Here is a 26,327-nt window from a genome sequence, read left to right as displayed (position 1 = left end):
AAAGAAACAGGGATGGAATTATGCCGGGCCACAAGAAGACCCCCGATCAACTCCGCAGCGCGCGCTGGTTTGCGCCGGATGACCTGCGTGCCTTCGGCCATCGCTCGCGCGCGATGCAGCAGGGCTATGCGCCGGTGGAGTGGGCCGGGCGTCCCGTCATTGCCATCCTCAACACCTGGTCGGAAGCGCAGCCGTGCCACATGCATTTCAAGACCCGCGTCGATGACGTCAAACGCGGCATCCTGATGGCCGGCGGCTTCCCGATGGAGCTGCCGGCGCTGTCGCTGTCGGAGAGCTTCCTGAAGCCGACGACGATGCTCTACCGCAACATGCTGGCAATGGATGCCGAGGAACTGCTGCGCGGCCATCCCGTCGATGGCGTCGTGCTGATGGGCGGCTGCGACAAGACCACGCCGGGGCTTCTGCTTGGCGCCACCAGTGCCGGTTATCCCGCGATCTATCTGCCGGCTGGCCCGATGCTGCGCGGCAACTGGAAGGGCAAGACGCTCGGCTCCGGCTCCGATGCCTGGAAATACTGGGATGAGCGCCGTGCGGGGAAAATCTCCGACAAGGAATGGGTCGAGGTCGAGGGCGGCATTGCCCGCAGCTACGGTACCTGCATGACCATGGGCACGGCCTCGACCATGACGGCGATCGCGGAGTCCATCGGCATGACGCTGCCGGGCGCATCGTCGATCCCTGCTGCAGACGCCGGTCACATCCGCATGGCCAGCGAATGCGGCCGCCGCATCGTCGAAATGGTGTGGGAAGATCTGACACCGCAGAAGATCCAGACGCGCAAGGCCTTCGAGAACGCCATCACCGTGGCGATGGCCATGGGCTGCTCGACCAATGCGATCATCCATCTGATCGCGCAGGCGCGCCGCGCCGGTCAGGATATCGGCCTCGACGATTTCGAGATCGCCAGCCGCAAGGTGCCCGTGATCGCCAATGTCCGCCCGTCCGGCGACAAATATCTGATGGAGGATTTCTTCTATGCCGGCGGCCTGCCGGGACTGATGAGCCGCATCAAGGAGCATCTGCATCTCGACGTGATGACCGTCACCGGCAAGACGCTGGGTGAGAACATCGCCGGCGCTGAAGTCTATAACGACGACGTCATCCGAACGGTGAAGGACCCGATCTATGCGGAGGGTGCGCTCGCGGTGCTGAAGGGCAACCTCGCGCCGGATGGCTGCGTCATCAAGCCGTCCGCCTGCGAGCCGCGCTTCCTCAAGCATACCGGGCCGGCGATGGTGTTTGACGACTATCCCAGCATGAAGAAAGCGATCGATGACGAGAGCCTCGATGTGACGGCCGATCATGTGCTGATCCTGCGCAATGCGGGTCCGCAGGGCGGGCCGGGCATGCCGGAATGGGGCATGCTGCCGATCCCGAAGAAGCTGGTGAAGCAGGGCGTGCGCGACATGGTCCGCTTGTCGGATGCGCGCATGAGCGGCACCAGCTATGGCGCCTGCATCCTGCATGTTGCGCCGGAATCCTTTATCGGCGGTCCGCTGGCGTTGGTCGAGAATGGCGACATGATCACCCTCGACGTCGATGCCCGCACGATCAATCTCGACATCTCGGATGCCGAAATGGAAAAGCGCCGCGCGGCGTGGAAAGCCCCGGAGCGCAATTACGAACGCGGCTATGGCTGGATGTTCACCAAACATATCCAGCAGGCCAATGAAGGCTGCGACTTCGACTTCCTGCGCACCGACTTCGGCGCGCCGGTCAAAGAACCCGTGATTTATTGAGTGAGTGATCCCATGACCAAGCTCAGCGACGCGACCCGCGCCAAACTCAAGACCATCTCCACCGCAACCGTGGCCACCGCGCTCTACAAGCGCGGCTTCCGCACGCAATGCATCCAGGACGTCCATCCGCTCGGCGCCGACCAGCCGACGCTGGTCGGCGAGGCCTTCACGCTGCGCTACATGCCGGCGCGCGAGGATCTCAACAAGCTCGACGTGTTCAGGGATCGCTCGCATCCCCAGCGCAAGGCTGTCGAGGACTGCCCGCCCGGCGCGGTGCTCGTGATGGACAGCCGCAAGGATGCGCGTGCGGCCTCCGCCGGCGCGATCCTGATCAACCGTCTGGCCCAGCGCGGCGTTGCCGGCGTCATCACCGATGGCGGCTTCCGCGATTCCGCCGAGATCGCCAAGCTCGGTTTCCCCGCCTATCACCATCGTCCGAGCGCCCCGACCAATCTGACGCTGCATCAGGCCATCGAGATCAACGGTCCGATCGGCTGCGGCGATGCGCCGGTGTTTCCCGGCGACGTGATCCTCGGCGACAGCGATGGCGTCATCGTCATCCCCGCGCATCTTGCCGACGAGATCGCCAACGAGGCCTTCGAGATGACCGCCTTCGAGGATTTCGTCACCGAACAGGTGCAGAAGGGCAAGGGCATCTTCGGGCTCTATCCGGCGACCGATGAACAGACGCTGGTGGATTTCGCAGCGTGGCGGAAGGAGAAGGGGCGGTAGGGCGCGATCACGGCGTGCATCGCGTCAGGATGGAACCAGAGGCGGTTCTTGGCTTTGTCTTGGAGAGATGCGCTGGTGCGCATCATCCATCACTCAGCCGGAAAGAGACGCTATGCGCAGCCTCATCGTCGCGGTCGGACTATCGCTGCTGGCGCAAGGCGCAGCCCTCGCCAAGGATTCCGACAAGCCGTCCAGGGCTTTCAATGCCGAGACGATCAACGCCGCCAATTTCACCGGCAAGCTGCCGCCCGACGAGAAGCTCAGCTCGCTGGCGGTGAAGCTCCAGGTGCTGCTCGACCGCGCGCATTTCTCGCCGGGCGAGATCGACGGGATGTTCGGCGACAATGTGGAGAAGGCACTGCTGGCTTTCGCGGAAGCCAACAGCCTGCCGTCCGGCAAGGCGCTGACGCCGGAGATCTGGGCGAAGCTGCAGGCGGGATCATCGGACCCGGTCATGACCGACTATGTGCTGACCGAGAAGGACGTGAAGGGCCCATTCCTCGACAAGCTTCCAGTCAAGATGGAAGAGATGAAATCGCTGAAGAAACTGGACTACACCAGCGCCCGCGAAGCCCTCGGCGAACGCTTCCATATGAGCCAGGATCTGCTCGAGACGCTCAATCCCAAAGCAAAGTTCGACAAGGCCGGTGAGACCATCACCATCGTCAAGCTCTCGGATCGCAAGCCCGACAAGGTCAGCCGCCTCGAGGTCGACAAGGTCCGCCAGACCGTGAAGGCCTTCGCCAAGGACGGCGCGTTGCTCGCCTTCTATCCCGCCAGTGTCGGCAGCGATGAGAAGCCGACGCCATCGGGTGCACTGAAAGTGACCTCGGTTCACGCCAACCCGGTCTATCGTTACGATCCGAAATACAAGTTCAAGGGCGTGGAATCGTCGAAGCCCTTCACCATCAATGGCGGCCCCAACAATCCCGTCGGTGCCATGTGGATCGGCCTGTCGGAGAAGAGTTATGGCATCCACGGCACGTCGGATCCGTCCCGCGTCAGCAAGAGCGATTCCCACGGCTGCGTGCGTCTGACCAACTGGGACGTGGAGCGCCTCGGTGCATCCGTGAAGAAGGGTGTGGAAATCAGCTTCGTCGACGGCAAGCAGGCGGCGAAGTAGTGCGCGCGGTATTGCGCGTCCTCCTCGTCATTCGGGGGCGTGGGCGGCGCCAGCCGCACGCGAACCCGGAATCCCGGAGTATTTTGCGCTGAACATGCTGGGATTCACCGCCACTCCAATTGGAGTGGCGGTGAATGACGGTGTGGGGCGGCAAGCCTGCACCAAACATTTTTTCCTATCCTCCGTTGACAACATCCCCATCAGGTTTATATTCCCCTCCGTCCTACCCCGATGAGAGGGGCGAGCGCGATCGTCACGTTCGCGGGGTGGGATGCGGTGGACGCCGGAGATGCGGCGTCACGCGGTTCATGGGGGAACGTCTGTCTTCGGGCAGGACGGATCTGCGCCAGCACTGCCACTGGCAAGGGGACGGCCGGCCTTGAGATGGAAGGACCTCTGGACAGTGTGACGGACGACCAAATCGAAACGCGTTCGGCCAAGTGCTTTGCGGCTACCCTGTCCCTCCGCCCTGGGACATTAATTTTGGTGATGGGAGCGTTCGCCATGGCAGATGTGCAGGCAACCGAAAAAACATCGCATGCGGAACGTCGGGCACTTGCTCGGCGCCTCCGAAAGTCCTGATGCACTCTCAATTGCGGAAGACCGCATCGCATCAGGCCCAAGGGTGCAACGGGCACCCGGCGTTCCGCACGCCCTCTCACAGGGGGCGGGAATGCAAGCGACGACGGCGCCCCCGCGCCGCAAACAATGGGGGCGATGACGCATGTCTGCAAAGCAGTGGCTGTTTGACATTCACATCAGCAACGACGCACAGACGCCAGAAGTCTCCCTCCCTCAAGCAATGCGCAGTGGGGAGGGTCGGCCGATAGGCCGGGGTGGGGGAGCCACAAGCGACGCTCTCACGTGGGGCACCCCCACCCGTCACGTTTGCTCGCTGCGCTCGCAACGCGCCACCCTCCCCGCAAGGGGGAGGGAGAAGGAAGATGCTATCCCCTGAAATCCCGCACCCGCTTCACCATCTGCTCCACATGGGCGATTGGCGTTTCCGGCTGGATGCCGTGGCCGAGATTGAAGATGAAGCGTCCGCTGGCATAATTCGCCAGCACGTCATCGACAGCGCGATCGAGCGCGGAGCCACCGGCGATCAGTACCAGCGGATCGAGATTGCCCTGCACCGCGACGTGGCTCTGCACCCGCTCGCGTACGAAGGACGGCTCGGCGGCCCAGTCGATGCTCACGGCATCGACACCGGTGGCGCCGACATAACTCGGCAGCAGCGCGCCGGCGCCGCGCGGGAAGCCGATGATTTTCGCATTCGGCACCTTGGCACGCACGCCGGCGATGATGCGCTTGGTCGGCTCCACCGACCAGCGCTGGAATTCCGCCGCAGGCAGTATGCCGGCCCAGGTGTCGAAGATCTGCAGCACGTCGGCGCCGGCGTTGAGCTGACTGAGCAAGTAAGTGATCGAGTTCTCGACGATGGTGTCGATGATTTTCGCGAAGGCCTCCGGATGCCGATAGGCCATCATTCGCGCCGGTGCCTGATCCGGCGTGCCCTTACCGGCAACCATGTAAGTCGCAACGGTCCAGGGCGCGCCGCAGAATCCGATCAGCGTAATCTTCGGATCGAGCTGCGCGCGCACGCGGCGCAGCGCTTCGAACACCGGTTCGAGCCTGGTGAAATCCGCTTCGGGCGAAAGCGTCGCAACCTTCTCGGGCGTATCCAGCGGATCGAGCCGCGGGCCTTCGCCGACCTCGAAACGCACGGAACGGCCAAGCGCATAGGGGATCACCAGAATATCCGAGAAGATGATCGCGGCATCGAAGCCGAAACGCCGGATCGGCTGCAGCGTCACTTCGGTGGCGAAATCCGGATTGAAGCACAGATCGAGGAAACCACCGGCCTGCGCGCGGACCTCGCGATATTCAGGCAGATAACGCCCGGCCTGTCGCATCATCCAGAGCGGCGGCACCGCCTGGCGCTGGCCGGCGAGGACATCGAGGAACGGCTTGCGGGGCGTGGACTGGGTCAAATGCTTGGGTTCCGGAAACTGGTGCCGAACGGCATGATTTTGCCGCCTCTGATACACCGCCGCTGCGCTCTTGGCGAGGCGCGGCAATTCCGCAAAACCGGCGATTCACCTCACGTTTTGACGCATCTCAAGGTGTCATCGCGCCGCAGGCGGCATATAGACTGTACGAACATCATGAGCGAAAAGACCATGAACATCATGACCCCGATCGTCAGTCCAGAAATCGAACAGAACCGCACCCGTGCCAAGGTCTGGTTCGAATCCCTCCGCGACCGCATCTGCGCCGAGATCGAGGCGCTGGAGCGCGAGGCGCCGCAGGCGCTGTTCCCGGGCACGCCGGCCACCTTCACCTACAAGCCGTGGACCCGCGCGACGGGCATCGGCGGCGGCGTCGGCGGCTTTCTCTCGGGCGGCCGGCTGTTCGAGAAAATCGGCATCCATACGTCATCCGCGAACGGCAAGCTGTCGCCGGAGATGGCGCGGCAAATGCCGGGCGGCGGATCGCAGCTCGATTACGTCTCCAGCAGCATCAGCCTGATCATGCATCCGCGCAGCCCGCGCGTGCCGACCGTGCACATGAACACGCGCTTCCTGTCGACGGCAGTGGGCTGGTTCGGCGGCGGCGCGGATCTGACGCCGATGCTGCCCGAGCAGCGCAAGGTCGATGCGCCGGATACGATCACGTTTCACGATGCGATGCGTGGCGCCTGCGATGCGCATGACCCCACTTACTACAAGAAGTTCAAGGCCTGGGCCGACGACTACTTCTTCCTGCCGCATCGCGGCGTGGCGCGCGGCGTCGGCGGCATCTTCTTCGATCAGCTCAACACCGGCGATTTCGAGAAGGACTTCGCCTTCACGCGTGATGTCGGCTCGGCCTTCCTCGATGTCTATCCGCGCATCGTGCGCGCACGGATGCAGGAAGCCTGGACCGAGGAAGAGCGCGCGCAGCAGCTCGAAACGCGCGGGCTCTATGTCGAGTTCAACTTACTTTACGACAAGGGCACGATGTTCGGCCTGCAGACCGGCGGCAACGTCGAGAACATTCTGAGCTCGATGCCGCCGCTGGTCAGCTGGAAGTAATTTCCTTCTCCCCGCTTGCGGGGAGAAGGTGTCTTGAATGACCGAAGGTCATTCAAGACGGATGAGGGGGAGCCAGAGAGTGAAACACTGGCTCCCCCTCACCCGTCTTCCACATGCTTCGCATGTGAAAGTCGACCTCTCCCCGCAAGCGGGGAGAGGCTAAGAAGCCACCTGCTCCGCTTCGATCGCACCCTGCACGGCCCAGGACAGATCCGTATTGAGCTGGAACGCGACCGAGCCTTCATCGATGATCGCCTGCGGATTCTTCGCGAGCTTGCCGGCGTCATCGAGCGCGGTGCGATAGTCCGACTTCAGCGCGGCGAGATCGGCATAGGCCGGGAAGTCGTAGAACGACAATTCCTCCGGCGCGAGGCCGGGCTTCTTGGCGAGCAGGCGCTTGAGAATCTGGCCGCCGGAGAGATCGCCGAGATAGCGCGTATAGGCATGGGCAATCAGCAATTCGCCGTCGCCCTTGGCGGCATCCGCGATGCGCTTGGCATAGGCTTCGCCGGCAGGCAGCATCGGCACAGCGGAGAAATCGCCATCGCACAGCACATTGAGATCGGCTTGAATGGCCGATGCACGATCGAGTCGATACTGAGCGAGTGCGGCGAGCGCTGGCGTGTCGCGATGGCTCTCAAGTCCGGCTTCCAGCGCCTGATAGGCCGCCAGCAGATTCCGCTGCAGCAGGACATAGCCCTTGCGGCTGACGTCACCGCGCAACATGTCCTTGATGATGCCGGAGCGCTCGGCTTCGGTGTGAAGCACCTTGGTGCCGAGATAAAGGGCGGTCACGACGCTGACGGGCGCAGTGCTATCTGCCGAGGCAGCAGGCATTGAATTCTCCGATGACTGATAAAGGGGTGTGTTGGCGCTCGGGCTGGCGACACCATATCACCCTCGCCGGATGCTACAAGGTGAGGCCAGGCCTGTTGCTACAGCGCGCGGCTGCGGGACTTGCGGCGTACCGGCGCAGATTTGCCGGTTTCCGTTGCAGGCAGAAACTGCGCGCCCTGTGCGGCGAGGAATGCGCGCATCGCCTGCGCCGGCGGCAGCAGCACCTTGTCCTTGCGGTTGAGCACGAACCATTGCCGGATGATCGGCAGGCCGATCACATCCAGCATCACCAGTCGCCGCTGCTCCAGTTCGGTGGCCACCGTATGCGCGGAGATGAAGGCGATGCCGAGCCCGGCCATCACGGCCTGTTTGATGGTCTCGTTGCTGTCCATCTCCATGCCGATCGTGGCGCGTAAGCCTGCGCTCTCGAACAGTTGCTCCATCAATCCGCGCGTCCCCGAGCCGGGCTCGCGCGTCAGGAAAGTCTCGCCTGCAAGATCGCTCATGGAGAGGCGCGCCTTGCTCGCGAGGCGATGATCGCTCGGTGCGATGATCACATGCGGATGATCGCCGATCAGGTTCACATCCATGTCGATCCCGGCGGGCGGCCGGCCCATGATCGCGATATCGAGATCGTAGCTGCGCAGACCTGCGATGGTCTCCTCGCGATTGCCGACCGTCAGCAAGATCTCGATCTTGGGATGGAGCTTCGCGAAGGCCGAGATTGCGAAGGGCACGAAGTATTTCGCGGTGCTGACGGCGCCGATGGAGATGCGCCCGCCGGTCTTGCCGGCCATCATGTCCAGCGATGTCGCGCAGGCGGCCATCGCCGCCTCGATCCGTTCCGACAGCGCCAGCACCTCGCGGCCGGCATCGGTCAGGACCATTCCGTCGCCGGTGCGCTGGATCAGCGGCAGGCCAGCGAGGCCTTGCAGGTTGCGCAGTTGCAAGGTGACAGCCGGCTGTGTCAGGCGCAGCTTCAAAGCTGCCGCCGTAATACTGCCGCTGGCGGCGACGGCGGCCAGTGCACGCAGCTGGCGGATCGAGATGTCGCGGAAGCGCTTCGTCATATAAGGAAAACTTTCGCCGCCTGATTTTTACGAAAGTTCCTTTATTTGGCCCAGCCGGTCAATATCTGTGGGCAAAATGGCCCATTTCTGCCATTCCCGGGCCTTCCGGACGCGGCCATGTGCCAGAAGGAGCCCAGTATTTTGCGGAGATTGCGATGACCGACCACATGCCCCTGTCCCGATATACGGCTGACTACGCCGGACAGGACCCGCTGCGGCTGGCCGTGGCTGCTGCGGTCGATGCCTTCGCCAAGGCCTCCATCGAAATCTCCGACCTGATCGGCTGCGGCGCGCTGGCCGGAATTACCGGCGAGGCGCAGGGAGCGCAGAATGCCGATGGCGACGTGCAGAAGGATCTCGATGTCCGCGCCGACGAGATTGTTCGTACCGCGCTGAAGCCGGTGTCCTGGGCAGCGCTGGCCTCCGAGGAAGCCGAGACGGCGGATATCCGCGACGGCGGCGGGCTGCTGGAGATCGCCTACGATCCGCTCGACGGATCGTCGAATATCGAAACCAATATGACCGTCGGAACGATCTTCTCGATCATGCCGACGTCGAAGGACGCTGTGCCGTTCACGCAGAAGGGCAGCGCGCAGATTGCCGCCGGCTTCGTCGTCTATGGTCCGCAGACATCGCTGGTCCTCACGCTTGGTGATGGCGTCGAAATCTTCACGCTCGATCGCGCCGCTGGGAGCTACAAGCGCATTCGCCAGCGCGTGCAGATCCCGGCCGAGTGCTCGGAATATGCCATCAATGCGTCCAACCATCGCCACTGGGAAGCGCCGGTGCGCGATTTTGTCGAAGAGTGCCTCGCCGGCGTCGATGGCCCGCGCGGCAAGAATTTCAATATGCGCTGGATCGCAGCCCTGGTCGCCGAGGCCTATCGCATCCTGATCCGGGGCGGCGTGTTTCTCTATCCGTCCGATGCGCGCAAGGGCTATGCCGATGGTCGGCTGCGTCTTGTCTATGAAGCGCATCCGATGGCCTTCATCGTCGAACAGGCCGGCGGCGGCGCGACCACGGGCCGTACCCGTATTCTCGATCTTGCGCCGACGGCAATCCATCAGCGCGTGCCGTTGATCATGGGTTCGATCAGCAAGGTGAGACGTATCGAGACCATGCATCTCGATGCCAGCGCGGGACAAGCGCAAGCTGCAGCAGAATAGATAGGGCCTGCACTACACATCCTGTTTTGATCCATTCAAAACATGACAGGCTTGAGGGCTTCTAAGGCCCGTGGTCCCGAAACGGGTTGAGCATGACGCGACCGCGGCCTAGACAATCGCAGGGGTCGCAAAGGATACGCGCATGCTTCCGCAGCAGGTCAAGGTCTCCGATATCACCGACGAGAATTCGGCACAGACCTATCTCAATCAGGCCATCATGACGACGTTCTGCCGCGTGCTGGACAGTTCGCGTCTGGCGCCCGATGTGGTGATGCGTCTTCTGGCCACCGCGATCGGTTCGACCTATCGCGAAGTTGCTGCTGCCCATCAGGACGGCCAGTGCCCCTGCGGATGGCGCCCCGTGCCGGAGGCCGATATCGAGGCCCTGCGATCGTCGCTTGAAGACGCGGCTGCGCCGAAGATAGCCGACGATCTGCACAGCATGGTGATCGCCGGACGGGCGTAGCCGCCGGCCGATCTGCCCTTAAATAAGGCTGTATCTGCGCGGAACTGGCCACTGCGGAGCACCGCAGATGGCAATTCTGCGTCTGTTCCGCTCTCCCGATCACGTGATTGGGCCAGCGCGATCAACATATGGCAATTCCTTTAGACCTAAACTACTTTGGCCCGATCCTTGAATGTCGAGGAGATCGCGATCGGTGCAAAGTGACCTCATGACATCCTCATCCGCTGCAGTTCTCGACCACACCCCGGCCAATTCGACCGTCTGGCGCGAAGTTGCACGCGCGATCGCCGATATCGGCGCCAAGCGCTGCTTCGGTCTCGTCGGTGGCGCAAACTTCAAGGTGACGCTCGGATTGACCGAGTTCGGTGTCGAGTTTGTCGCTGCGCGCCACGAAGGCGGTGCGGTGAGCATGGCCGATGTGGCGGCGCGTCTCACGCGCGATCTCACGATCGTCAGCGTAACGGCGGGGCCGGGTCTCACCAATGCGATCACCGGCATCGGCGAAGCCGCTAAGAGCGACACGCCATTGCTCGTTCTCGCAGGCGACGTGGTGCTCGGCGACAAGCAGTCGGCATTTGCCTTCAATCAGTCGGAACTCGTTCACGCGGTCGGCGGCGAATGGCGGCAGATCACCGATGCACAGAGCGCTTACGCCGACACCTGGAAAGCAGCCTCGGTTGCTCTGCGTGAGCGCAAGCCGGTCGTGCTCAGCCTGCCGATCAATGTGCAGGAAATGCAGGTCGCGGCGACGATGGGAAAGAAGCATCTTCCTATCATGCCGCGGATCACGATCAATCCGGCGAAGCTGGATGAACTTGTTGCGACGATCCGGACGTCGAAACGGCCGCTGATTCTGGCGGGTCATGGCGCTGTCGTGGCCGATGCGCAGCCGTTACTGGTTCAACTGGCAGACAGACTCGGCGCGTTGCTGGCGACGTCGTTGCAGGCGCACGGGATGTTTTCCGGTCATCCATGGAATCTGGGCGTGGCCGGTGGCTTCTCGTCGAAGGCGACGGCTGAGCTGATCGCGCAGAGCGATATGATCCTCGCCTTCGGCATGTCGCTGAACATGTGGACCACGAAGAAGGGCAAGCTGATCTCGGACTATGCCCAGCTCGTGCAGATCGATGTCGAGAAGGGCCGCATCGGCGTCCATCGTCCGGTAGATCTCGAGCTCGAAGGCGATGCATCGGCTGTGGCCACTGCCGTGTTGCAGGCGTTTGATAGGACGCCGCCCAGCGAGGCCGGCTGGCGCACGCCCGAGGTTGCCGCGGTGATGACTGCCAGAGGCAATCATAATCTGGCCTATGACGACACTAGCACTGCCGACCACATCGATCCGCGCACGCTGAGCAAGGCGATGGACGATATCTTGCCGAAGGATCGCACCGTCGTTGTCGACGGCGGACATTTCGTCGGTTGGGTGACGCGCTATATTTCAGCGCCCGACCATAAAGGCTGGTGCATCCCCATCGCGTTCCAGTCCATCGGCCTCGGCCTCGCCGGCGCCATCGGTGCCGCAGTCACGCAGCCGGAGCGGCTGACGGTGCTGGCGGTCGGTGACGGTGGTTTCCTGATGTCGATCGCCGAGCTGGAAACTGCGGTGCGGCTGAAGAAGCGCCTCTGCATCTTCATCTATAACGACAGCGCCTATAGCGCCGAAGTGCATCACTTCGGCCCCGAAGGCTACAATGCCGGCATGGCGCAATTTCCGGTGACCGACTTTGCGGCCATCGCGCGCGGATATGGCGCCGATGGCGTGGTGGTGCGGACGCTCGCCGATCTCGATGCGGTAAAGCGTTGGGTTGCCGATGGCGCGCAGGGGGTGTTCATCGTCGACGGCCGGATCAATCCGAAGCTGATCGCGGATTGGTACAGCGAAATGTTCAGCGGTGCGAACTTGTAATTGGCCTTCTTACCTCTCCCCGCTTGGCGGGGAGAGGTCGGCTGAAGCGCGCGGAGCGCGTGAAAGCCGGGTGAGGGGGAGCGCATGATACACTTAAGCGCAAACCACTAACTCCCCTCACCCGAAGGCTCCGCTGCGCTCGCCTTCGACCTCTCCCCGCCTAGCGAAGCTTCGCTTCGCCGGGCGGGGAGAGATTATGCCGCGGCTTGGTTCGTTGCTTCAACATTCCCCAACCATTCTTTCGCAATCGTCAGATCCGCCTGCGAGAGCTGATGCCCGACTGGCAACGTGCGATGCTGCACATCGGCACCCGCTTTTGCCAGCATCACGGCAAGCCGCTGCGAATTGCTTGGCGGGATGATCGGATCGGATTGGCCCGACACGATCAGTACCGGCTTGGCTGCGAGATCTGCCACCGGCGCATCACGTAGCGGCACCATCGCCCGCAACAATATGCCGCCAGCCAGCACCTCCGGCCGCAACAGCATCATCGCACCGGCGATATTGGCGCCGTTGGAATAGCCGAGTGCGATCGGCGCTGCGAGCCCGTAGCGCTTGCGGGCTTCGACTATGAAGTCCGCAAGGTCATTGGCGCGGCGTCGCAAGTCGTCCTCGTCGAACACGCCTTCGGCGAGCCGGCGAAAGAAACGCGGCATGCCGTGTTCCAGCACCTGACCGCGCGGCGACAGCAGTGCTGCGCCCGGCGCAATTGCCTCGCCGAGTGGCAGCAGATCGCTTTCGTCACCGCCGGTGCCGTGCAGCAGCAGGAGCGGCGTTACCTCGCGCCGGTTGCCCGGCGCGAAGCGATGAATGTGGGACAGGTCGTTACTCATGACGTCACCTTTTCCGTGTCGAGCACCGGCAATACGCGCTCGATCTCGCCGCGATGCTTTTCGAGAAACGCGGGCAGTTTCAGATGCTCGCCGAGGGATTCGACGGGCTCATCCACGGCAAAGCCGGGGATGTCTGTGGCGATCTCGAACAGCACGCCGCCGGGTTCGCGGAAATAGACCGAGCGGAAGTAGTTGCGGTCCTTCTGCTCCGTCGGCTGCTGGCCGTGGGTCTTCACCAGCTTGTTGGCCATCACCTGTTGATCGGCGTCATCGACGGCGCGGAAGGCGATGTGATGCACCGAGCCGCGACCCTGACGACCCGGCAGGAAACCACCGGCCTCGTAGATGTCGACAATGCCGCCTTCGACACTGTCGGTGCTCAGGCGAATGATCGAGCCTTCACGCGCGGTTTCCTTGAAGCCGAACACGTCGGTGAGTATCGCGCTGGTCTTCTCGGCCTTCTCCAGCAGAAGCGTCACGCCATGGAAGCCGCGGATCGCGTGCTCCGCCGGAACGTCGCCATTGCTCCAGCCGGGCTCGTTCTCCGCGCCGGCAACGCCGACCAGAGCGAGGCTCATGCCGTCCGGATCGGTGAAGGGCAGCACGGCTTCGCCGAAGCGCTTTTCGAGCGCCTCATGGGCAATGCCCTTCTCGATGAAGCGATGCGTCCAGTAGCCGAGCGAGCGGGCAGGGACCCGGAACGACGTCTGCTGGGTCTGGCCCACGCCGCCACGGCCGGGGGCCGCATGCTCCCACGGGAAGAAGGTCAGGATGGTGCCCGGCTTGCCGGTCTCATCGCCGTAGTAGAAGTGGTAGGTGCCCGGATCGTCGAAATTGACGGTCTTCTTGACGAAGCGCATGCCCAGCGCGCGGGTGTAAAAATCAAAATTCCGCAAGGCGTTACCGGCGATTGCGGTGACATGGTGGATGCCTGACATGGTCTGTCTCCTGGTTGGGAAGGCGTCTCGTCTTCCGTTGCCGGGATAATTGGGTCATCCCCGTTCAAAGACAATCTGGCCATTTGTGACATGACTGTCTATGAATTGGGGACAGTCAGGAATGCCCCATGGATAAGCTCAACAGCCTGCGCGCCTTCGTCAAAGTCGTCGAACTCGGCAGCTTCTCCGAAGCAGGGCGGCAGCTGCGGCTGTCGCGCTCGGCGATCTCGAAATATGTCGGCGATCTCGAACAGGACCTCGGCGTGCAATTGCTCAACCGCACCACGCGTCACGCGAGCGCGACCGAGAACGGCCAGGCCTATTTCGAGCGGGCACTGAGTATCCTCGCCGATCTCGATGCCGCCGATCAGGCGGTGGCGCAGGCGCAATCGACGCCGCGCGGACTGCTGCGCGTCAATGCGCCGATGTCGTTCGGCACGCTGCAACTCGGCCCGGCGATTGCCGACTTCATGGCGCAGTGCCCAGAGCTGCAGATCCAGCTCGTGCTGTCGGACGATCAGGTCGACCCGATGCAGGGCGGTTTCGACGTGACGCTTCGCATCGCGGATCTGGAGTCTTCAAGTCTCATCGCGCGAAAAATCGTCGCCATCGATCGCGCGGTTTGCGCGTCGCCGGACTATCTCAAGCAACATGGCACACCGAAGCTGCCGGAGGATCTGCGCAGCCACGCGCTGCTCACCTATGGCTTCCTACTCACGGGCAATCAGTGGAAGCTGACCGGCAGGGATGGCAACGATCACTGGATCCAGCCGAGCTGGACGCTCTGCGTCAACAATGCTGAAGTACTGCGCGATGCCGCGATCAAGGGCAGGGGCGTCGCGCTGCTGCCCACCTTCATTGCCGGCGATGCACTACGTGCGGGATCGCTGCGCAGTGTGCTCTCCGCTTACAAGGCACCGCCACTGACGCTCTACGCGATCTACCCACCGACCCGGCATCTCGCCGTGAAGGTGCGGTTATTCATCGATTTCCTGGTCGCACGGTTTGCCGGCGTGCCAGAGTGGGACAGGAAACTCTAGCGCCAGATCGCACGCATCCGCGAATTGATGTCCATACGCACGCCCTGTGCTGCCGCACGCGCCGGATCTGCCGCAGCCACCTGCGGCCAGGTCGTGCGTTCGAACAGGCCGAGCAGCGCTTCGGGAATGAAGCGGGTGCGCGACGCATAGACGTGTCGGTCACCTTGTGCGTGCTGGCCGTGGGTGAAGAAACGCTGCGGTACCATCAGATGCAGATCGTCCTTGGCGCGCGTCATCGCCACGTAGAGCAGCCGGCGCTCTTCCTCGATCTCCGCTGATGTCCCGGTGCCCAAATCCGACGGCATGCAGCCATCGACCACATTCAGCACATAGACAGACTTCCATTCCTGCCCTTTGGCGGAATGGATGGTCGAGAGGATCAGATAGTCCTCGTCGAGCAGCGGCACGCCGGACTGATCGCTGGTCGCGTCAGGCGGATCGAGCGTGAGTTCGGTGAGAAAACGTTCGCGCGACGGATAGCCTGACGCGATCGCTTCGAGCTGGATCAGATCGGCGCGACGCGTCAGCGAATCCTCATGAATGCGATCGAGATGCGGCTCATACCAGCGCCGCGCCAGTTCCAGTTCGGCGGGCCAGCCCGCACGGCGTGACTTGATCTCGCTAATGACCTCGACAAAGCCGCGCCAGTCGGTTGCTGCGCGGGGCGGGGCCGGCGCGTGAGCGAGGGCGTCGATCGGATCGGGTGCCGCGATCATGTGATCCAGCGCGCGCTGTGCGGAAGCTGGTCCCACACCGGGTAGCAATTGCATCAGCCGGAAACCGGCGACCCGGTCACGTGGGTTCTCCACGAAACGCAGCAGCGCCAGCATGTCCTTGACATGCGCGGCGTCGAGAAACTTCAGGCCGCCGAATTTGACGAATGGAATGTTCCGCCGCGTCAGCTCCACTTCGAGTGATCCGCTGTGCGACGACGTCCGGAACAGCACGGCCTGTTCCTTCAGCTTCATGCCGCCTTCTCGATTGTCGAGCACACGCGCAACGATGGCGCGGGCCTGATCGGTCTCGTCCCGGATGGTGACGAGTTGCGGCTTGGCAGAGGAGACGCGATCGGTCCAGAGATTCTTCGTATAGCGTTCACGCGCGAGATCGATCACACCATTGGCCGCCGCCAGGATCGGTTGCGTCGAGCGATAGTTGCGGTCGAGCGTGATGATGTCAGCCGGCGGGCTGAACTGCCCGGGGAAATCCAGAATGTTGCGTACGGTGGCAGCGCGAAACGAATAGATCGACTGCGCGTCATCGCCGACGACGGTGAGGCCCGCCCCGTTGGGCTTCAAAGCCATCAGGATTGCCGATTGCAGGCGATTGGTGTCCTGATATTCGTCCACGAGCACGTGATCGAAGCGACCGCCGATATCGCTAGCCAGTAGCGGTTCGCTCGCCATCTGCGCCCAGTACAGAAGCAGGTCGTCGTAATCGAGCACGTTCTGCTTCTGCTTGGCTTCGACATAGCCGGCGAACAGCTCGCGCAGCTCGGCTGACCACGCCGCGCACCACGGATAGGACGCGCCGAGCACCTGATCGAGTTCGGTCTCGGAATTGACGCAGCGGGAATAGATCGCGAGGCATGTGCCTTTTGTCGGGAAGCGCGTCTCGGTTTTGGAGAAGCCGAGTTCGTGCCGGACCAGATTCATCAGGTCGGCGGAATCCTCGCGGTCGTGAATGGTGAAACCGGGATCGAGTCCGATTTGTTCGGCATAGTCCCGCAGGAGCCGCGCGCCGATGCCATGGAATGTGCCAGCCCAGGCCAGCGCATCGGTCATGACGCCGGCATTGTCGCCCATCACTTGGCGCGCGATGCGCTCGACGCGGCGGCTCATCTCGCTGGCGGCGCGACGCGAGAAGGTCATCAGCAGGATGCGGCGCGGATCGGCGCCGTTGACGAGCAGATGCGCCACGCGATGGGCGAGGGTATTGGTCTTGCCGGAACCGGCACCGGCGATGACCAACAGCGGAGCAGACGTGATGCTGTTCCCGTGCGGGAACACGCCATGCTCGACGGCACGGCGTTGTTCTGGATTGAGGGCGTCGAGATAAGAGGCTTGAGCGAGCAAGGCATGTATCCGAGGTGACGAATCACGCTCGCTGATTCCCGCTTTGTTCGCAATGGACGGTTTGAGGCGCTTTTTTCTCAGCTGTCATCACCCGCGAAAGCGGGTGATCCAGTAAACGCGGTTGCTTGCGAAATGCGCTGACGGCGCCTTGTACTGGATCGCCCGGTCAAGCCGGGCGATGACATCCGAATTTGTAGCGGCTTAAGCCGCCCGCACTTCGCGGAGGAACACATCGACCTGCGTGCGGAGGTCTTCGCCGTTGCGTGACAGGTCCGCGGCCGACTCCACCACGCGCGACGCGGCGAGGCCGGTCTCGCGGGCGGCGTCATTGACGCCGGCAATGTTTTGCGAGACCTCGCCGGTGCCGCGGGCGGCTTCGGCGACGTTGCGGGCGATTTCGAGCGTGGCTGCGCCCTGTTCCTCGACGGCGGCGGCGATGGCGCTTGCGATCTCGCTGACGCGGCCGATGGTCGAGGTAATGCTTTGGATCGAACCCACCGAGAGCTTCGTGGCACTCTGAATCGCGCCGACCTGTGCCGAGATTTCGTCCGTTGCCTTCGACGTCTGGGTGGCCAGTGCCTTCACTTCGGAAGCGACGACGGCGAAGCCGCGGCCGGCTTCACCTGCGCGGGCCGCTTCGATGGTGGCATTGAGTGCGAGCAGGTTGGTTTGCGCAGCGATCTCGCTAATCAGCTTGACGACGTCACCGATCTTCTGCGCGGCCTCCGCAAGGCTCTGCACTTCGCTATTGGTGACGTTGGCCTGCGATACCGCATCGCCGGCGACGCGGGCAGATTCGTTGACCTGCTGTGCGATCTCGCTGATCGAGGCGTTGAGCTCCTCGATAGCAGCGGCGACTGCCTGAGCGCTCTGCGTGGCCTCCTCGGATGCTGCCGCAACAGCTGCGGTCTGCCGGGTCGATTCCTCGGCGGTGGCCGCCATCGATTGCGCGGTTGTGCGGAGTTCGCCGGCAGCCGAACCAACGGCGGTGACTACGGTACCAACGCTGCCCTCGAAGCGCGAGGCGAGAGCACTCATGGTGTCGCGGCGATCAAGCTGGGCGCGCTCGCGCTGCTCTTCCTGGGCGGCGCGCAGCTGCTCGGTTTCGATCAGCCCGGTCTTGAAGATTTCGACGGCGCCGGCCATCGAGCCGATCTCGTCCTTGCGGCCTGCACCCGGCACCGCGATCGTGTGATTACCGCCCGCAATGGTCCGCATCGCAGTTTCGAGTGCGCGGATCGGCTTCGCCATCGAGCGGCCCATGAAGGTTGCGATGGCACCGGCGAGCAGCAGCACGCAGGCAGAAATGATGGCCAGCCAATTCAGCGAGGATCGCATCAGGCTGTGATATCCGCTCGTATCACGGGTGATTTCGAAGACGGCGATGTTGTCGCCCGAAAAGCTCTTGATTGCGCCGAAGGTCGTGGCAACGGGCTTGTTGTCGAGTTCGCCATATTGGGTCACAACTTCGCCGGCAAGCGCGCGACGCAGCATATCGACACCCGGAGCAGCCGACTTCAGGGTGGACGCCAGCGTCTTGCCGGCCTGGCCGTCGATCTGGTGAATGCCGACATCGACACCGAAACGCGACTTCATGGTGTCGACGAAAGTCTTGCCGAACGGAGCGCCGACATCGATCGTGCCGAGAATGGTATCACCATCCATCGCCGGTGCTACGCCAAAGACGTTGAGCGCATCACGGCCGGGCTCGATGCCGCCGACCGACTTCTTGCTGGTCATCGCCTGCACCACCATCTTGCGGCGTTCGGAAACGTTGTCTCCGAAGGTGCCGGGATTGTGGATGCGGGCGAAGCTGATGGCCGGCGGTGTTTGAATGGTGATCAGTTCGAGGCCGCGCGGCTTGATACGCTGATGGGCCTCCTTCAGATTCGCGAGCGCGCTGGCACGATCGTTCGCCTTGATGGCGTCCTTGATCGGCTGTGATGACGCGATCGACTCGGCAACTGCGAGCAGCGTGCGCGTTTCGGCATTCAGCGCTGCCGTGAGATTGGCGTAGTCATCATGCGCTTCGCGACTAAGGGCTGTGTCGATGATCGCCTGTTGCTGCCACATGCTGAAGGCAGCGAGCGCGCCGCACGATCCGGCAGCGACGAGCGTGATGGCGACAATCATACGTGCTGAAATAGAATTGAGTGCTTGCATCGACATGCCCCTTGGACCGCGACAAGCAATTTTGCTGCGGCACTGAAATTCCACGTGAAAATAGGGAAGCCGAGTGAAGGAGCCCTTAATTACCCCTGATGTGTAGGTATCCTGGTATCATGATTCCATTATGCCGCAGCAGATTTTGGCTTCGGGCGATGCCAGCATCAGTCGTGATCGAATGTGCGACGATGCTAGTGGAGCCGAGACGAGCCATTCCCCGGCGCAAGGCACCGGTCCACGTGCGAGAGAAGAACCGCTGATTTGAGGGGCTTCTGGAGGCGACAGACGGCGCCGAGCTCGGTGGACATCGCGAGAAAATCGGGCGCGGACACGCCTGCCGGTGAGGCCGCGTGACCTGACATGACGATGATCGGGATCTCCGGACGGCACCGATGCGCCAGCTTCATCGTCTCCAGCCCGTTCATCCCGGGCATGAAGATATCGATGATGAGCAGATCGAAATCCGTGTTGCGGAGAATGTGGCGCGCGCGCGGGCCGTCGCTCGCGCAGGTGACGCGGTGGCCTTCGCGCTCAAGCATCAATTTGGTGAAGATCTGAACGACCTTGTCATCGTCGACGATCAGGATGCTTGCCATCTGCCGGTCCCCCGGATGCCGTCGCGCCAGTGCGGAGCATGGTTGTCTGGTTACGCACGCATCGCTACATGCCACGTTGCAAATGTGGCTTCTCGTTAAACGCCGCATCGAGCAGCGATCTGTGGACCTGAATATGTCCGTCATAGCTGACGAAGCCGAGCTTACGAAACTTGTTCATGAAGAAGCTGACGCGCGACCGCGTGGTGCCGATCATCTCCGCCAGCATTTCCTGACTGATGTCGATATCGATGGGATGGCTGGCGCCTCCCTCGCCATAGTGAGCGAGGATCAGCAACAGGCGCGCGAGGCGCTTCTCGCTTGAATTGAACAACTGATCGATCAGATCTTCTTCGATGCGGTTGTTGCGCGACAGAAGATAGGCGACGAAGAATTCTGCGAAAGCCGGCTCGTCGCGCAGATGGGCGAGCATCACCGACTTGTTAATGGTAACAATCGTGCAGTCTTCCATCGCCGTCGTTGTGACGGTGCGCAGCGGATGACCATTCAGGCAACCTTCACCGAGGAACTGTCCGGGTTCGAGCAGGCCGACGACGGCTTCCTTGCCTTGTTCAGACAGGACCGTGAGCTTGATACGTCCGCTCAGGATGTAGCAAACAGAATCTGCCGTCTCACCCTGACAAAAGATGTTCTGGTTTTTCTTGTAGTCGGTCGTAACCTTTCCGATGCCGGGACAGGTCAGAAAATACGGCGCATCGAACTCGGCTACAGCAGGAACCTTCAAGGCAGCTAGCCGTGTCATCGCGAATCTCCGGAGATCGATCTTTGCAGGTCAGCGTAAATCTATTCAGGGTTGTATTGTTCCCGCCAGATCTAGTTAAATTGCCGGCATAAGAGATCACAAACGCACATGCGTGAGTGGGAGGATTGATGGGGTCATCAATCCCGATGTGCATATAGATACCACCAGGCGCGTGAGGCGGCGTAGTTACGTCATCGGATTCACTGCCCTGAAACAACTTCCCTCCATGTTGCTACGCAACTTAACGCGCAGATCGTCTGTCATGTCCGCAACACACGCTGCCCTCGAATTGCGAGGGTTAACGAAACGTTTCGATCGGCCAGCTGTCGACGGACTCAATCTCACGGTTCGTGCTGGCGAGTTCTATGCGCTGCTGGGTGCCAATGGAGCAGGCAAGACGACGACATTGCGCATGGTCGCGGGATTGCTGCGCCCCGATGCCGGATCGGTGTCCATACTTGGTATCGACGCGCTCGCCGATCCCGTTGCGGCGAAACAGATCATGGCCTGGGTGTCCGATGAGCCGATGATCTATGACAAGCTGACGCCGCTCGAATATCTCGAATTCGTTGCCGGTCTATGGGGCTGCGATGCTGAAACGGCAGAGCGCACGTCGCATGCACTGTTGGCATCGCTAGGTCTTGGTCCACACCTGCATGAGCGATGCGAAGGCTTCTCCAAGGGGATGCGCCAGAAGGTAGCGCTGGCCGGCGCGCTGGTGCATGAGCCCCGGCTGATCATTCTCGACGAACCTTTGACCGGGCTCGATGCCGTGTCGGCGCGTCATGTCAAAGGCCTGTTGCAGGATCGCGTGCGCTCCGGTTGCACGGTGATCATGACCACGCATATTCTCGAAGTCGCCGAACGCATGGCCGACCGGATCGGTGTGATCGCCGCAGGCAGGCTGATCGCCGAAGGTACGCTTGCCGAATTGCGTCAGCAGAACGGACAGGGCGACACCAGCCTCGAAGACATGTTCGTGGCGCTGGTGGACGGCGCGCCGGTTGCCGCATGACACCATCCGCCAGCGTGATGTGGTTTGCCGGCCATGAAGTCCTGCTGGCGTGGCGGGAGATGCTGGGCATGCTCACGGCGGGCCGTCGCTGGCGTCCGCGGACTATTTCGCTTCTGCTGATTGTCTTCGTGATCTTCCTGCATCTGCCGGCCTATGCGGTGGTCGGCCGTTTCGCAGATGTGCGGACGCCGCTCGATCAATCGACGGCGATTGTCATCACCGCCAGTATCTTCCTCGCCTGGGCGCTCGTTTTGTCCCAGGCGATTGAGTCCGTCACCCGCGTATTCTACGCGCGCGCCGATCTTGATCTCATCATGTCGTCACCGGCGCCGCTCACCAACCTGTTCTCCGTCCGCATCGCAGCCATCGCATTGACGGTGACCCTGATGGCGCTGTTGCTGGCGACGCCTTTCGTCAACGTGCTGGTGATCGGCGGCGGTGCGCGTTGGTTTTCCGCCTATGCCGTCGTCATTGCCATGGGCCTGTCGGCGTCTGCGTGCGCTATTGCCATCACTGTCGGATTGTTTCAGCTCTGCGGCCCTGCCAAGACGCGGCTGGTAGCACAGATCATTTCGGCGGTCACTGGCGCAGGTTTCGTCATCGCATTGCAGGTTGCGGCGATTCTCTCTTACGGCACGCTGTCGCGTTTCGCCGTGCTGACCTCCGATGCCGCAGCCGCCTTTGCGCCTGAAGCAAACAGCATCGTGTGGTGGCCCGCGCGCGCGATGCTCGGCGATATCGCAGCACTGGTGCCGCTGCTGGCAGCCGGCTTGATCCTGCTGGGAAGCGCCATGGCGATCTTCTCGCCGCGATTCAGCAACTACGTGGCCAGTGCCGTGCCATTGGCGCAAGTTCGTCGCAAGAAAGTCGCAAGACCGTTCCGGACGGGATCCCGGCGTAACGCCTTGCGCCGCAAGGAGTTTATCCTCTTGTGGCGCGATCCGTGGCTGGTCTCGCAAACCCTGATGCAGCTGCTGTATCTGTTACCGCCGGCCCTGATGCTGTGGCGTAGTTTCGGCGAGGGCGCAGGTGCCTTCATCGTGCTGGCGCCGGTGATCGTGATGGCCGCGGGTCAGCTCGCCGGCGGCCTGGCGTGGCTGACAATCTCCGGCGAAGACGCTGCGGATCTGGTCACGACAGCACCGCTTCCGGCAAACACGATCATCGCGGCCAAGGTCGAAGTCGTGCTGGTCATCATAGCTGTCGTGTTCACGCCGATGGTCGTGGGTCTCGCGCTCGTTTCGCTGCGGCTGGCCGCTGTGACGGCATTGGCGACCGTCGTTGCGGCCGCCTCGGCGACAGCTATCCAGCTCTGGTTCAGAGTGCAGGCACGGCGCAGCCAATTCAGGCGACGTCAAACGTCATCGCGCATCGCGACCTTCGCCGAAGCCTTCTCGTCGATCGGCTGGGCTGCGACGGCGGCGCTGGCACTGGTGCTGCCAATCGCCTCAGTGATCGCAGGCGCCACGACCGCGGGCTTGATGGCGCTGACGTGGAAGATCAGTCCTGTCAGGACCTGAAACGACAAAGCCACCCGCGGACACGGATGGCTTTGAAATCAACGATTGGCTCGAAACAACGATCAGGCCACCATCGACATCGGCGCGATGGCGGGGGTGGCTTCGCTAAAAACCTCTTCCGTAACCACGGTAAAACGCACCAGCGGCGTCGGGCCGAAATTGGTGGAGATCGCTACGTCAGCGGCATCGCGGCCGCGGGCCATCACGATGCGCCCGATGCGCGGATGATTGTGGCGGGCATCGAACGTGTACCACTTGTTTCCGAGATAGACTTCGAACCAGGCGCTGAAATCCATCGGCGCGGGATCGATGGGCACGCCGATATCGCCGAGATAGCCGGTGCAATAGCGTGCTGGAATGTTCATGCAGCGGCACAGCGTGACAGCGAGATGCGCGAAGTCGCGGCACACGCCGATACGCTCTTCATGACCTTCAAAGGCCGTACGATCATTGCGGGCGTGGTGATAGCCGAACTCGATGCGCTGATGCACGTAATCGACAATGGCCTGGACGCGCGCCACGCCGTCTTCGATATGGCCGAACAGCGACCAGGCAAGATCGGACAGCTTCTGCGTGTCGCAATAGCGGCTGCCGAGCAGGAAGACCATGACATCGTCAGGCAGTTCGCCGACCGCCTGCAGCGGCCCGGACGGCGGAGCCTCATCCGGCAGCCCGCTATCAGAAATCAGAAAGTCATTCTTGATTTCGATCAGTCCGGGCGGTGCGACGATGCGCGTGCAGGTATTGCCGAACATGTCGAGATAGTCATGCGCCTGTACGTCGTGGGAAAACTGGATGCGGTGTGGGCTCTGCAGATCCTTCGCACGCGAAGGATGAATGCTAAGCATCAGGATCATGGGCGTTTCCTGCAAACACTGGAAAGCGATGTCGTAGCCCGCGCGAATCTTCACTTTTACGTCTCCACTAGCTCGGCAAATCAGGAATTCATCGTTGCCAGACAAGTGTAGTCACCAAACATCGTTCCGAGGTTCAGCGACAGGAATGTGCAGAAAATGTGGGCAGCGAGGCCGCGCCGGCCCCGCTGCACCATAAGCTATTTCTTCAGGGACAACAGCAGCAGCGAGCGGGCAGTTACCTGATACATATGGCCGAACGGGAAATCCTCGCCGCCCTTCGTATCTGGAATGTTGGTATCCACCAGAAGTTCCCATGCCTGTCCGCCAAACGCCTCGGGCATCGTGAAATCGACCAGTCCTTCGAAGCCGTTCAGGATCATCAGCATGGTCTGATCCTCCGCCGGCTTGTGAATGCCGGTCTTCTGCGCACGGCCGTCCAGCAGCATGCCGAAGCATTTCATGTTGCCGTCTTTCCAATGTGCGTCTTCCATCGGGCCGCCATTGGCGTTGATCCATGTCACGTCGCGAACATCGAGGTCGGGGTCGTGTTCGCCGGTCAGGAAGCGGCTGCGGCGCAGGACCGAGCAGCCGCCGAGTAGCTTGATGAGCCGCTTGGTGAAAGCGAGCAGGTCTTTGCCCTCGGTCGTCAGGCTCCAGTTGAACCAGGAAATCTCGCTGTCCTGGCAATAGGCATTGTTGTTGCCGCTCTGTGTGCGGCCGAATTCGTCGCCGCCGAGCAACATCGGCGTACCCTGAGAGAACAGCAGCGTCGCCAGCATATTACGCTTCTGGCGCTCGCGCAGCGCGATGATGGTCTTGTCGTCGGTCGGGCCCTCAACGCCACAATTCCATGAGGCGTTGTTGGAGGAGCCGTCCTTGTTGTTCTCGCCATTGGCCTCGTTGTGTTTCTCGTTGTAGCTCGCCCAATCGTTCAGCGTGAAGCCGTCGTGAGCGGTGACGAAATTGACGCTGGCCCAGGCGCGGCGACCCTGATGGTTGAACATGTCCGCAGACGCGACGAGACGCGGTGCGAGTGCCGCGACCGGCGCTTTGCCGCGCCAGAAGTCACGCGCAGTATCGCGAAACTTGTCGTTCCATTCCGCCCAGCCGGGTGGGAAACCGCCGACCTGATAACCACCGGGGCCGATGTCCCAGGGTTCGGCGATCAACTTCACTGTCGTCAGCAATGGGTCCTGATCGACGGCTTTCAGGAAGCCACTCTGTTCGGTGAAGCCGTAGACTTCGCGCGCGAGAATGGTGCCGAGATCGAAGCGGAAGCCGTCGATATGCATCTCCCGCACCCAGTAGCGCAGGCTGTCCGCCACCATCTGGATGACGCGGGCATTGGACAAATTGACCGTGTTGCCGGTGCCGGTGTCGTTGATGTAATAGCGCGGCTTGTCCGGCATCAGCCGGTAATAGCTGGCATTGTCGATGCCCTTGAACGACAGGGTCGGGCCAAGCTCGTTGCCTTCAGCGGTGTGGTTATAGACCACGTCGAGGATGACCTCGAGCCCGCCGGCATGCAGCGTTGACACCATCTCCTTGAACTCGCGCAGCGAGTTCGGCACGTCCGATGCGTAGCGCGGATCGGGCGCAAAGAAGCCGATGGAATTGTAGCCCCAGTAATTCACCAGCTTCTTGTTCAGCAGATAGTCGTCATTGATGAAAGTATGGATCGGAAGCAGCTCGACCGAGGTGATGCCGAGGCCGCAGAGATAATCCACCACAGGCTTGCTGCCGAAGCCGGCATAGGTGCCGCGCAGCTTCTCGGGCACGTCGGGATTCAGCTTGGTGAAGCCCTTGACGTGGGTCTCGTAGATGATGGTCTGGTCCCACGGCACCGGCTGCCGGCCGGCCTCGCCGGCCCAGTCGAAGTCGCGGTCGACAATCACGCATTTCGGCATGAACGGGGCGGAGTCGCGTTCGTCGAAGGTGGTGTCGTCGCCGCTCTCCATCTTGTAGCCGAACACGGCTGGATTCCATTCGAGCTGCCCGGCATGGGCACGGGCATAGGGATCGAGCAGCAGCTTGTTCGGATTGAAGCGATGGCCCTTTTCTGGCTCATAGGGGCCATGGACGCGATAGCCATAGAAAGTGCCGGGGCCGACGTCGGGGATGTAGCCGTGAAACACCTCGTCGGTATATTCCGGCAGCTCGATTCGCGTTTCCTTGTCGCCGTCGAACAGGCAGACCTCGACCTTGGTGGCATTGGCCGAGAAGAGCGCGAAGTTTGTGCCCTTTCCGTCCCAATGCGCGCCAAAGGGATAGGGGAGACCTTCTTCGACTACTCTGTGCGTCACGATTGCCCCACTGTCTGGTGATGAAAATGCGCGGGATAACTGCGCCGCCGCATTTCCGTTGCAATGCAAACAGGCTGTTTCGGAATA

21 protein-coding genes are annotated in these 26,327 nt (G+C 62.1%); 10 read left to right on the top strand and 11 right to left on the bottom strand.

Going from position 1 to position 26,327, the window contains the following annotated elements; all coding sequences use genetic code 11:
* The first annotated feature begins 20 nt into the window (after positions 1–20).
* From araD to BLW80_RS05220, 3 genes are all read left to right on the top strand, one after another.
* On the top strand, positions 21–1,760 hold the full coding sequence (araD, locus tag BLW80_RS05230; protein WP_093757078.1) for an L-arabinonate dehydratase: 1,740 nt from the start codon (positions 21–23) through the stop codon (positions 1,758–1,760).
* Between the two features lie 12 nt (positions 1,761–1,772).
* Positions 1,773–2,492, top strand: a complete 720-nt coding sequence (locus BLW80_RS05225) for a ribonuclease activity regulator RraA (protein WP_093757077.1) — start codon at positions 1,773–1,775, stop codon at positions 2,490–2,492.
* Positions 2,493–2,604: 112 nt separating this feature from the next.
* Positions 2,605–3,615, top strand: a complete 1,011-nt coding sequence (locus BLW80_RS05220; protein ID WP_093757076.1) for a L,D-transpeptidase family protein — start codon at positions 2,605–2,607, stop codon at positions 3,613–3,615.
* 947 nt (positions 3,616–4,562) lie between these two features.
* On the opposite strand, the gene hemE is transcribed toward BLW80_RS05220, so the two are convergent.
* Complete coding sequence (gene hemE / locus BLW80_RS05210; RefSeq protein ID WP_093757357.1) at positions 4,563–5,609, bottom strand: uroporphyrinogen decarboxylase; 1,047 nt, start codon at positions 5,607–5,609, stop codon at positions 4,563–4,565.
* Between the two features lie 189 nt (positions 5,610–5,798).
* On the opposite strand from hemE, the gene hemF reads away from it, so the two are divergent.
* Positions 5,799–6,692 (top strand): oxygen-dependent coproporphyrinogen oxidase, encoded by an 894-nt coding sequence (gene hemF, locus BLW80_RS05205; RefSeq protein WP_244527958.1) that lies wholly within the window; start codon positions 5,799–5,801, stop codon positions 6,690–6,692.
* 159 nt (positions 6,693–6,851) lie between these two features.
* On the opposite strand, the gene BLW80_RS05200 is transcribed toward hemF, so the two are convergent.
* Positions 6,852–7,529 (bottom strand): biliverdin-producing heme oxygenase, encoded by a 678-nt coding sequence (locus BLW80_RS05200; protein ID WP_093757074.1) that lies wholly within the window; start codon positions 7,527–7,529, stop codon positions 6,852–6,854.
* A 98-nt stretch (positions 7,530–7,627) separates the two neighbouring features.
* Positions 7,628–8,599: a LysR family transcriptional regulator gene (locus tag BLW80_RS05195; protein WP_093757073.1), complete on the bottom strand. Its 972-nt coding sequence runs from the start codon at positions 8,597–8,599 to the stop codon at positions 7,628–7,630.
* A gap of 155 nt (positions 8,600–8,754) precedes the next feature.
* Between BLW80_RS05195 and BLW80_RS05190 the strand changes: the two genes are divergently transcribed.
* The 3 genes from BLW80_RS05190 (at position 8,755) to BLW80_RS05180 (ending at position 12,137) form a co-directional block, all read left to right on the top strand.
* Positions 8,755–9,765, top strand: coding sequence for a class 1 fructose-bisphosphatase (locus BLW80_RS05190; protein ID WP_093757072.1), 1,011 nt, complete (start codon positions 8,755–8,757; stop codon positions 9,763–9,765).
* A gap of 142 nt (positions 9,766–9,907) precedes the next feature.
* Positions 9,908–10,231 (top strand): hypothetical protein, encoded by a 324-nt coding sequence (locus tag BLW80_RS05185; protein ID WP_210185300.1) that lies wholly within the window; start codon positions 9,908–9,910, stop codon positions 10,229–10,231.
* Positions 10,232–10,439: 208 nt separating this feature from the next.
* A complete protein-coding gene (locus BLW80_RS05180; RefSeq protein WP_170849578.1) occupies positions 10,440–12,137 on the top strand; it encodes a thiamine pyrophosphate-binding protein in 1,698 nt (565 codons plus the stop codon).
* Positions 12,138–12,331: 194 nt separating this feature from the next.
* Here BLW80_RS05180 and BLW80_RS05175 read toward each other — a convergent pair whose 3' ends face one another.
* Positions 12,332–12,970, bottom strand: a complete 639-nt coding sequence (locus BLW80_RS05175) for an alpha/beta hydrolase (protein ID WP_093757070.1) — start codon at positions 12,968–12,970, stop codon at positions 12,332–12,334.
* Positions 12,967–13,908: a ring-cleaving dioxygenase gene (locus tag BLW80_RS05170; protein WP_093757069.1), complete on the bottom strand. Its 942-nt coding sequence runs from the start codon at positions 13,906–13,908 to the stop codon at positions 12,967–12,969. The genes BLW80_RS05175 and BLW80_RS05170 overlap by 4 nt, the downstream gene beginning before the upstream one ends.
* A gap of 128 nt (positions 13,909–14,036) precedes the next feature.
* Here BLW80_RS05170 and BLW80_RS05165 point away from each other — a divergent pair, with 128 nt between their 5' ends.
* The gene (locus BLW80_RS05165) at positions 14,037–14,948 is read left to right on the top strand and encodes a LysR family transcriptional regulator (RefSeq protein WP_093757068.1); all 912 of its coding nucleotides are present in this window, start codon (positions 14,037–14,039) and stop codon (positions 14,946–14,948) included.
* Here BLW80_RS05165 and BLW80_RS05160 read toward each other — a convergent pair.
* The 4 genes from BLW80_RS05160 to BLW80_RS05145 all read right to left on the bottom strand — a co-directional run bounded on the left by BLW80_RS05160 (position 14,945) and on the right by BLW80_RS05145 (position 20,545).
* Positions 14,945–17,023, bottom strand: a complete 2,079-nt coding sequence (locus tag BLW80_RS05160; RefSeq protein ID WP_093757067.1) for an ATP-dependent helicase — start codon at positions 17,021–17,023, stop codon at positions 14,945–14,947. The genes BLW80_RS05165 and BLW80_RS05160 overlap by 4 nt on opposite strands.
* A gap of 201 nt (positions 17,024–17,224) precedes the next feature.
* The gene (locus tag BLW80_RS05155; protein ID WP_093757355.1) at positions 17,225–19,186 is read right to left on the bottom strand and encodes a methyl-accepting chemotaxis protein; all 1,962 of its coding nucleotides are present in this window, start codon (positions 19,184–19,186) and stop codon (positions 17,225–17,227) included.
* Positions 19,187–19,380: 194 nt separating this feature from the next.
* Complete coding sequence (locus BLW80_RS05150; RefSeq protein WP_093757066.1) at positions 19,381–19,785, bottom strand: response regulator; 405 nt, start codon at positions 19,783–19,785, stop codon at positions 19,381–19,383.
* 64 nt (positions 19,786–19,849) lie between these two features.
* Positions 19,850–20,545 carry a Crp/Fnr family transcriptional regulator gene (locus BLW80_RS05145; RefSeq protein ID WP_089265960.1) on the bottom strand — a complete coding sequence of 232 codons (696 nt, stop codon included), beginning with the start codon at positions 20,543–20,545 and terminating at the stop codon, positions 19,850–19,852.
* A gap of 226 nt (positions 20,546–20,771) precedes the next feature.
* Here BLW80_RS05145 and BLW80_RS05140 point away from each other — a divergent pair, with 226 nt between their 5' ends.
* Both BLW80_RS05140 and BLW80_RS05135 read left to right on the top strand, forming a co-directional pair.
* Complete coding sequence (locus BLW80_RS05140; protein WP_502688585.1) at positions 20,772–21,560, top strand: ABC transporter ATP-binding protein; 789 nt, start codon at positions 20,772–20,774, stop codon at positions 21,558–21,560.
* Positions 21,557–23,080, top strand: a complete 1,524-nt coding sequence (locus tag BLW80_RS05135; RefSeq protein ID WP_093757064.1) for a permease — start codon at positions 21,557–21,559, stop codon at positions 23,078–23,080. The genes BLW80_RS05140 and BLW80_RS05135 overlap by 4 nt, the downstream gene beginning before the upstream one ends.
* Before the next feature lie 62 nt (positions 23,081–23,142).
* Here the strand turns inward: BLW80_RS05135 and BLW80_RS05130 are convergent, their stop codons facing one another.
* Together BLW80_RS05130 and glgX are read right to left on the bottom strand one after the other, a co-directional pair.
* Positions 23,143–23,991 (bottom strand): transglutaminase-like domain-containing protein, encoded by an 849-nt coding sequence (locus tag BLW80_RS05130; RefSeq protein WP_093757063.1) that lies wholly within the window; start codon positions 23,989–23,991, stop codon positions 23,143–23,145.
* A gap of 143 nt (positions 23,992–24,134) precedes the next feature.
* Entirely contained in the window at positions 24,135–26,240 is a 2,106-nt protein-coding gene (gene glgX, locus BLW80_RS05125; protein ID WP_093757062.1) for a glycogen debranching protein GlgX, read from the bottom strand.
* Positions 26,241–26,327 lie beyond the last annotated feature (87 nt).

The organism is Tardiphaga sp. OK245 (genome assembly GCF_900108575.1).
GTDB classification, from domain to species: Bacteria; Pseudomonadota; Alphaproteobacteria; order Rhizobiales; family Xanthobacteraceae; genus Tardiphaga; species Tardiphaga robiniae.
This window is presented reverse-complemented; position numbering and strand designations above follow the sequence as displayed.

What these genes read in the sequence shown, in the direction of transcription:
- BLW80_RS05220 (WP_093757076.1), top strand. Translation starts at nt 2,605, where the DNA reads ATGCGCAGCCTCATCGTCGCGGTCGGACTATCGCTGCTGGCGCAAGGC.
- BLW80_RS05165 (WP_093757068.1), top strand. Translation starts at nt 14,037, where the DNA reads ATGGATAAGCTCAACAGCCTGCGCGCCTTCGTCAAAGTCGTCGAACTC.
- hemF (WP_244527958.1), top strand. Translation starts at nt 5,799, where the DNA reads ATGAACATCATGACCCCGATCGTCAGTCCAGAAATCGAACAGAACCGC.
- BLW80_RS05180 (WP_170849578.1), top strand. Translation starts at nt 10,440, where the DNA reads ATGACATCCTCATCCGCTGCAGTTCTCGACCACACCCCGGCCAATTCG.
- araD (WP_093757078.1), top strand. Translation starts at nt 21, where the DNA reads ATGCCGGGCCACAAGAAGACCCCCGATCAACTCCGCAGCGCGCGCTGG.
- BLW80_RS05155 (WP_093757355.1), bottom strand. Translation starts at nt 19,186, where the DNA reads ATGCAAGCACTCAATTCTATTTCAGCACGTATGATTGTCGCCATCACG.
- BLW80_RS05135 (WP_093757064.1), top strand. Translation starts at nt 21,557, where the DNA reads ATGACACCATCCGCCAGCGTGATGTGGTTTGCCGGCCATGAAGTCCTG.
- BLW80_RS05145 (WP_089265960.1), bottom strand. Translation starts at nt 20,545, where the DNA reads ATGACACGGCTAGCTGCCTTGAAGGTTCCTGCTGTAGCCGAGTTCGAT.
- BLW80_RS05195 (WP_093757073.1), bottom strand. Translation starts at nt 8,599, where the DNA reads ATGACGAAGCGCTTCCGCGACATCTCGATCCGCCAGCTGCGTGCACTG.
- BLW80_RS05200 (WP_093757074.1), bottom strand. Translation starts at nt 7,529, where the DNA reads ATGCCTGCTGCCTCGGCAGATAGCACTGCGCCCGTCAGCGTCGTGACC.
- BLW80_RS05175 (WP_093757070.1), bottom strand. Translation starts at nt 12,970, where the DNA reads ATGAGTAACGACCTGTCCCACATTCATCGCTTCGCGCCGGGCAACCGG.
- BLW80_RS05185 (WP_210185300.1), top strand. Translation starts at nt 9,908, where the DNA reads ATGCTTCCGCAGCAGGTCAAGGTCTCCGATATCACCGACGAGAATTCG.
- BLW80_RS05170 (WP_093757069.1), bottom strand. Translation starts at nt 13,908, where the DNA reads ATGTCAGGCATCCACCATGTCACCGCAATCGCCGGTAACGCCTTGCGG.
- BLW80_RS05190 (WP_093757072.1), top strand. Translation starts at nt 8,755, where the DNA reads ATGACCGACCACATGCCCCTGTCCCGATATACGGCTGACTACGCCGGA.
- BLW80_RS05140 (WP_502688585.1), top strand. Translation starts at nt 20,772, where the DNA reads ATGTTGCTACGCAACTTAACGCGCAGATCGTCTGTCATGTCCGCAACA.
- BLW80_RS05150 (WP_093757066.1), bottom strand. Translation starts at nt 19,785, where the DNA reads ATGGCAAGCATCCTGATCGTCGACGATGACAAGGTCGTTCAGATCTTC.
- BLW80_RS05225 (WP_093757077.1), top strand. Translation starts at nt 1,773, where the DNA reads ATGACCAAGCTCAGCGACGCGACCCGCGCCAAACTCAAGACCATCTCC.